General features: G+C 65.6%; 8 protein-coding genes. 1 reads left to right on the top strand and 7 read right to left on the bottom strand.

Annotated elements, in window-relative coordinates; genetic code table 11:
• Nucleotides 1-109: 109 nt before the first annotated feature.
• The 3 genes from nifS to Q4I23_RS28920 form a co-directional block, all read right to left on the bottom strand.
• Nucleotides 110-1,315 (bottom strand): cysteine desulfurase NifS, encoded by a 1,206-nt coding sequence (gene nifS, locus Q4I23_RS28930; RefSeq protein WP_498528500.1) that lies wholly within the window; start codon nt 1,313-1,315, stop codon nt 110-112.
• Between the two features lie 3 nt (nt 1,316-1,318).
• Nucleotides 1,319-2,242 carry a Fe-S cluster assembly protein NifU gene (nifU, locus tag Q4I23_RS28925; protein WP_498528499.1) on the bottom strand — a complete coding sequence of 308 codons (924 nt, stop codon included), beginning with the start codon at nt 2,240-2,242 and terminating at the stop codon, nt 1,319-1,321.
• A 63-nt stretch (nt 2,243-2,305) separates the two neighbouring features.
• Nucleotides 2,306-2,686: a HesB/IscA family protein gene (locus tag Q4I23_RS28920; protein ID WP_498528498.1), complete on the bottom strand. Its 381-nt coding sequence runs from the start codon at nt 2,684-2,686 to the stop codon at nt 2,306-2,308.
• A 282-nt stretch (nt 2,687-2,968) separates the two neighbouring features.
• On the opposite strand from Q4I23_RS28920, the gene Q4I23_RS28915 reads away from it, so the two are divergent.
• Nucleotides 2,969-3,469 carry a hypothetical protein gene (locus Q4I23_RS28915; protein ID WP_498528497.1) on the top strand — a complete coding sequence of 167 codons (501 nt, stop codon included), beginning with the start codon at nt 2,969-2,971 and terminating at the stop codon, nt 3,467-3,469.
• 21 nt (nt 3,470-3,490) lie between these two features.
• Here the strand turns inward: Q4I23_RS28915 and Q4I23_RS28910 are convergent, their stop codons facing one another.
• From Q4I23_RS28910 to fdxB, 4 genes are all read right to left on the bottom strand, one after another.
• Nucleotides 3,491-4,492 (bottom strand): hypothetical protein, encoded by a 1,002-nt coding sequence (locus tag Q4I23_RS28910; protein WP_498528496.1) that lies wholly within the window; start codon nt 4,490-4,492, stop codon nt 3,491-3,493.
• Nucleotides 4,493-4,670: 178 nt separating this feature from the next.
• Nucleotides 4,671-5,363, bottom strand: coding sequence for a calcium-binding protein (locus Q4I23_RS28905; RefSeq protein WP_498528495.1), 693 nt, complete (start codon nt 5,361-5,363; stop codon nt 4,671-4,673).
• A gap of 404 nt (nt 5,364-5,767) precedes the next feature.
• Nucleotides 5,768-6,358, bottom strand: a complete 591-nt coding sequence (locus tag Q4I23_RS28900; RefSeq protein ID WP_498528494.1) for a nitrogen fixation protein NifQ — start codon at nt 6,356-6,358, stop codon at nt 5,768-5,770.
• Between the two features lie 58 nt (nt 6,359-6,416).
• Complete coding sequence (gene fdxB, locus Q4I23_RS28895) at nt 6,417-6,710, bottom strand: ferredoxin III, nif-specific (protein ID WP_200484395.1); 294 nt, start codon at nt 6,708-6,710, stop codon at nt 6,417-6,419.
• Between the last annotated feature and the right edge of the window lie 73 nt (nt 6,711-6,783).

Genomic DNA, 6,783 nt, shown 5'->3' with positions numbered 1-6,783 from the left:
AACGGGGCCAGGGTGTTGTGTCGCAGACCGGGCCGGGGAACCGCGTCCCGGCGGGTGTCGTCGGGCGGGTTGCCGGGGCGCGGGTCCGGCCCGGCCTGCGATCTCGGTGTTACGAGTAAACCGGTGCGAACTCCTTCGGGGCGCCCGCCTGCGACCAGTAGGGCGACAGCGAGCGCAGCTTCGCGATGATGCCGGGGACCACCGCGATCACCCGCTCGATCTCATCCTCCGTCGTCTCGCGCGACAGGGAGAAGCGGGTGGCGCCGTGGGCGGCGGTGTAGGGCACGCCCATGGCCCGCATCACATGGCTCGGCTCCAGCGACCCGGAGGTGCAGGCCGACCCCGACGAGGCGGCGATGCCGGCCTCGTTCAGCAGGAGGAGGATCGCCTCGCCCTCGATGTACTCGAAGGCGACGTTGCAGGTGTTGGGCAGGCGATTGGCTGGGTTGCCGGTGACGAAGCAGTTGGGAACGGCGGCCAGGATGGCCTGCTCCAGCCTGTCACGCAGCGCCTTGACCCGCGTGTTCTCGTCGGTCATGTGCATGAGCGCGAGCTGTGCGGCCGCCCCCAGCCCGACGATGCCCGGCGCGTTCTCCGTGCCGGCGCGGCGCGAGCGCTCCTGGTGGCCGCCGCGCAGCATCGGGCGGAAGCGCAGGCCGCGCTTGACGTAGAGCGCGCCGATGCCCTTGGGCGCGTGCAGCTTGTGGCCGGACAGCGACAGCATGTCCACCGCGCTGGTGGCGAGCGTCATCGGGATCTTGCCGACCGCCTGCACGGCGTCGGTGTGGAACACAGCGCCAACGGCCTTGGCGAGCTGGGCCAGCTCCTCGATCGGGAAGATCGTCCCGGTCTCGTTGTTCGCCCACATGATCGAGACGATGGCGACGTCCGGCCCCAGCGCCGCCTTGTAGGCGTCGAGGTCGAGGTTGCCCCGGTTGTCCACGCCGATGCGGTGGACGGTGTAGCCGCGCTTCTTCTCCAGATAGTCGCACAGCGCCAGCACGGCGGGATGCTCGACCACGCTGGTGACGATGCTCTTCTTCTTCGGATATGCCTCCAGCGTGGACAGGATGGCGGTGTTGTCGCTCTCCGTGCCGCCGGAGGTGAAGACGATCTCGCTGTCATGTGCGGCGCCGAGAAGCGCCTGCACCTGCTTGCGCGCCCATTCGATCTTGCCGCCCACCGCGGCGCCGAAGCCGTGCATGGAGGAAGGGTTGCCGAACTGCTCGGTGAACAGCGGCAGCATCTCCGCCAGCACGTCCGGATCGACGCGGGTGGTGGCGTTGTTGTCCAGGTAAATGCCCTGTGCGGTCATGGCTCAGGCCCCCGCCGGCAGGAGGGAGGCCGGCTTGACGCGGACGAATTCGCCCAGCGCCTCGACCAGCTTGGCCTGCACGCCCATCATGGTGCCGGCGGACTGTGAACAGCCGGAGCAGGCGCCGGTCAGGCGGACGTAGATGTCCTTGCCGTCGATGTCCACCAGCTCCACGTCGCCGCCGTCGCGCTGGATCTGCGGGCGCAACTCCTCGATGGCGAACATGATCTTCTGCATGCGCTGCACGTTGGTCAGCTTCGCCGGAGCCGCCGGGGCCTCGGCCTTCGGGGCCAGCGGCTTGATGGCGTCCAGCCCGACCGTGCCGGGGGCGTGGGGCTTGGGCGGGGCCAGCGCGCCGGTCTTGGCGAGCACGGCCTCCAGAACCTCCTCGATCTTCTCGTGGCAGGTCTGGCAGGAGCCGCCGGCCTTGGTGTAGTGGGTGACCTCCTCCAGCGTGGTCAGGCTGTTGACGGTCACCGCGCGCTCGATCATCGCCGCGTCGATGCCGAAGCACTTGCAGACCAGCTCGCCTTCCTCGTGGTCGTCGACCCATTCCTCGCCCTTGAAGTTGGCGATGGCGGCGCGGAGCGCCTCGGCGCCCATGACCGAACAGTGCATCTTCTCCGGCGGCAGGCCGCCCAGATACTCGGCGATGTCGCGGTTGGTGACGGCCAGCGCCTCGTCCACCGTCTTGCCGATGATCATCTCCGTCAGCGCCGACGAGGACGCGATGGCCGAGCCGCAGCCGAAGGTCTGGAACTTCGCGTCCTCGATGACCTGGCTGTCGGGGTTGACCTTCATCATCAGCTTCAGGGCGTCGCCGCAGGTGATCGACCCGACCTCGCCCACGGCGTTCGCCTCATCCAGCGCGCCGGCGTTCTTCGGGTTGAAGAAGTGTTCCTTGACCTTGTCGGTGTAGTTCCACATGACGCCTTGCCTTTCCCGCGTTACCGGGCCCGATGTGATCGGGTTGGGGGAGAGAGTTCGGGGTTAGTGGGCGGTGCCGCAGCCGCCGGCCGACGGCGCGGAGGAGCAGCTGCCCCCCGGCCCCGCCGAGAAGGACTTGCCGCAGCCGCAGCTGCCCGTCGCGTTGGGGTTGTCGAACTTGAAGCCCGCGCCCTCGACCCCTTCGACGAAATCGACCACCACGCCGGTCAGGAAGGGCTGGCTGGTCGGATCGACGAAGATCGTCACCGGGCCGAAGGACAGCACAGCGTCTTCGTCGCCCGCCGTGGCCTCCAGCCCCATCTGGTACTTCATGCCGGCGCAGCCGCCGTCGGCCACCGCGATGCGCAGGCCGGCCGCGGCGCCGCCGGACTTCGCCAGCACGCGCTCCAGGGTGTTCACCGCCGCATCCGTCAGGGTCACCATGTCTGCCGCCTCCAAATGCTTCGTCGGGCATGCCGACCGTTCCTGGTCATAGGATCAGCAAACGGCATGCCAAGTTTTAAGTCATTGATTTAGAAAGATTGTCAGTTCGAAGGGCTGACGCCTTCCCGACAATTGTCGGATCGGGGCCATGTCGGGTTTGTGACATCCTGCGACGAAAGGACGCACAATTTGATTATGGGCTTTCGTGAAGCCCGCATGCGGTCCATACAGAATTGTCGGTCGGGCGCACGGTTTCGCACAACAACGGAAGGGGACGGCGTGATGGAGCGGCCGGTCGAATTGCGGATGTCCAACGGGCGGATGGCCTTCGGCGAAGTGCCCGAACACATCGACGAGAAGCTGCAGGAGGCGGTGAAGGCCCGCCCCGACGCCGCGGCCTGCGAGACCCTGCTGTGGGAGGCCCACCGGATGGGGCCGCGCGTCCTGCCGGTCTTCTACGCGCTCTACAAATTCTACTTCAACCGCAAGCGCTTCGCGGATGCGGAGCGGGTGGCGACGATCGGTCTGGACGCGGCGGCGAGCGAGGGTGGATACGCCGGCGACTGGCGGGGCCTGGGTGCGGACAGCGCGGATTGGACGAAGGAAGGGCCGCCGCGCTTCACCCTCTTCACCCTGAAGGCGCTGGCCTTCATCAGCCTGCGCAGCGGGCGGGTGGAGGAGGCGAGGGCGATCCTCGCCAAGCTGGCGGAGATCGACCCGCAGGATCAGGTGGGCTATGGCGTCATCGCCGCGCTGGTGAAAGGGCTGGACGGGGCGGCCTAAGCGTCAGGGGGAATAGGGCAATCAATAATGGGGAATTAGGCCCCGCACGTAATCGACGCTGACGGCGGATTGCGCCGATCCCGCCGCCTCGGTGATTTGGGCTGGATTGCTGCGGTTTATGCCGTGATCTTTGGGAACGTCGAACCTGTACACGGCACCGGGCTTTGCGGATGACAGGATCGGGTCGAGGGCGCGCAGCCAAGCGCGTCGATCAGGGAGCGACTCGCCGCCGGATGGACCGGCGATAAGGGGCTTGATGGCCGCGTCCTCGAGCGAGAATTCAGAATCTTTCTCCACGGTTCGGGAGGAGGGCAGGCCGGCGCGCTCCGACAGGATGGCGGCGGCGTCCTTCTCCCCGATGCCGCGCAACGCACCGTCTATGCCGTCGAGACTGACGCCCAGCGACTTCAGCTTGTAAGCGGCATCGCCTTCCTTTTTGGTATAGTTCAGACGGGAGTCGGTGAAATCCGTCCCAAAAAAGCCCGGCATGATCAAGCGGTTCATGTTGAGCCGGTCTGCGAATGGCAGAGGTCCCTGGGTGCGCGCGGCCAGGGCATCGGAGGTGGCGGCCCGGTCGCCTTCGCTCATGGCCGAGGCCAACTTGTCCATCAGGGAGGACCGTTTTGCGAGCGTGCTGCCGAGCGCGCTGCGCAGGTCGTCGGCGCTGGTGGCCTCGTTGCGCAGCAGGTCGGCGTGATCGATCTCGAACATACGATCGGTTGCGGCCACGGCGCTGCTGCGCGCTTGCTTGAGACGTTGCTTCAGCGCGTCGTGAACCTCCTCCCCGGTGATTTTTCCGCTGTCGACCAAGCCGACCAGTTGGGCGCGTTGTTTGTCCGACAGGGCTTCGAACGCGACGAGGGAGTCGCCACGCAACGACCTGCCGAGTTCGCTGAGCGATACGCTGTCCTCCACCGACATCGTGCCGCCCGTTCCAAGCGATTTGACAGGGGGAGACGGACTGGGCATGGCCAGCGGGCCGGTCAGGGGCGATGGGGCGGGCGTGATGCTGGACACAGACATGTCATGGTCTCCATGTCGAGTTGTTCAACCTTATCATGTGGCGAGGCGTGACAAATACTCCCGGCCTGTCATCCGCCTGTTGGGCGGGTGTCCCATTCGTCCCCGCCGAAAGCCCTCACAGGCACGGCATCGACGTTTTGCGCCGGTACCGCGCCTGTGAGGCATCGAGGTCGCGCGCTCACCAGATCGTCGATTGCCAGCCGTTCTCCACGGTGGTCAGCCAGTTGGACGCGTGGGAGCCGTTCACATACATGTTTTCGATTGTTCCGACGCTCCTTGCCCCGAGGTTGGTGAGCATTCCAGTGATCACCACCCCGTTGTCAAAGGTACCATCGTCGAATTCGCCAGCCTGATAGATGAACAGAGTTGAGCGGTCGCTCCCCCAGCGCAACGAGAGCGCGCCTGTAGCATTCAGAAGGCGAAGGGTGTCCGCGTTGTTAAACTCGTTGCCCGACAGATCGTTGATGACCGTAATCCCGCCGGCAGAGAAGTTATGGTAGTACTGATCATTGCCAGAACCACCATACAAAAAGTCGGCGTTGGGCGCACCGGGCAGAGCGCCGCCGCCGTACAGCGTGTCGTTTCCGGCTCCACCATAGAGCAGATCACTTCCGCTGCCCCCATCCAGATAGTCGGCGTCCTCTTCACCGTAGAGCGTGTCGTTTCCGCTGTCGCCGTACAAATCATCGAGCCCCACGCCGCCGACCAGATAGTCGTCGCCCGAGCCTCCCTCGAAGGTGTCGTTACCATACCAACCGATCAGCGTATCGTTGCCGCCTAGGCCATTGAGGTGCCAATCGCCGACATAGGGGCCGGAGGTGTGGACCTGGAAAGCATCTGAGTATTCAGAGAGCGGTATGGAGTAGGGCATAGCTTATCACCTCGTTCCTGATTATTTTTGGAACAGCTTGCCTGGGGCACCCAATCATACGTCGGTATGCCACTGCAGGATGAATGAGTGTGATGTTAAATCAATCTATCGTAAGTCACAACGGAGATGCCGCGCCCGCATCGGCTTATTTTTCGTCTTCTGATTGCGTCGAAGCCGACGCGGTGCCGGCAGAGCGATGGATAGCGCACGTCATGGGGCGGATGCCGATAGCCGTTGGTCGGCTAGAAAGAATGATTTTGCCGCATGGACCATTGGAAAGGCGCACAGGCGTGGGTTTGCTCCAGTCCGTGCGTATGCGGACCAGGCCAGATTCAGGAGTGAAACGGTGGGTGCGATCCTGACTTGGCGTGTCGATCCGGCACAACGGGATTATGGTGATCGGATCAATCCGCTGCCCCGAAGCACACGGCCTCCGCACCGCAATCGCGGCAGACCGGGGCGTTGCAGGGGATCAGCCCGTCCCGCGCACAGAGGAAGCGATAGAGGAAGGCCTTCCAGCGGGTGCCGGTGGCGTTGAGCCGGGCCAGCGAGTCGAAATGGCGCTCCATCAGCGCCGCGAGGTGGCTCGGACCGGCCAGCCCGAGGTCCCGCCACAGCTCGCCCTCGTCGAGCATGGCCCGCGCGACGATGGCGGCGAGCCATTCCTCCTCCCCGATGCCCAGCGAGCGGTGAGCGAGCAGGAGGGCGGCGATGTCGTCCGCTTCGCTCTGGAGAAGCGGCGGCAGGGGGGTGGGGGAACTGTCGGGAACCGGCAGGCCGGTCGCGAAGGCGCCAGGAAAGTAGCGGTCGAGAAGCTGGCCGAGCGCCCGGTCGTCCAATCCCAACGCGCCCGGACCCGCCGGCCAGCGGCGGGACAGGATGCAAGCGAACAGATGCGCGTCGAAGACGTTGCAGCGTCCCTGGCGGTCGGTCAGCCAACGGTACAGCCGCGTGATGTCGCCCACCCCCGGCGGGGCGGCGTGCAGGATGCCCATGGCGTCCTCCTCCGGGGGCGGGCGGCCGTCAGGCCGTCTCAGACCAGTTCGGCGGCCGTCAGGCCGCCTGGGGCAAATGGGTGATGCAGTTCTTGGAGCAGACCTTGCCGCAGCTCTCGCAGCCGATGCAGTTGCCGGCGTTCTTGACGCTCATGACCTTCTTCTCGGCCTCGTCGTCGAAGGCGTCGACGATGTCGCCGTCCTCGGTGATGCCGATCAGCTCCAGCACGTCGCGGCCGCAGACCTTGAAGCAGCGGCCGCAGCCGATGCACATCTTCTGGTCGATCTTTTCCACGAATTTCGGCGTCCAGGCGGCGCCGCCACGGGTGGTGCCGGTCACGAACTCAGCCATCGTCTGCTCCTCAATCGGGCTTGGTGTGGGGGTGTTTGGTGGGGATGTGGGCGTGGGTGTTGCCCCCACCCCG

This window comes from Azospirillum sp. UFLA03-27 (assembly GCF_059803775.1).
The sequence above is the reverse complement of the archived record's forward strand: the minus strand, read 5'-3'. Positions and strand labels throughout refer to the sequence as shown.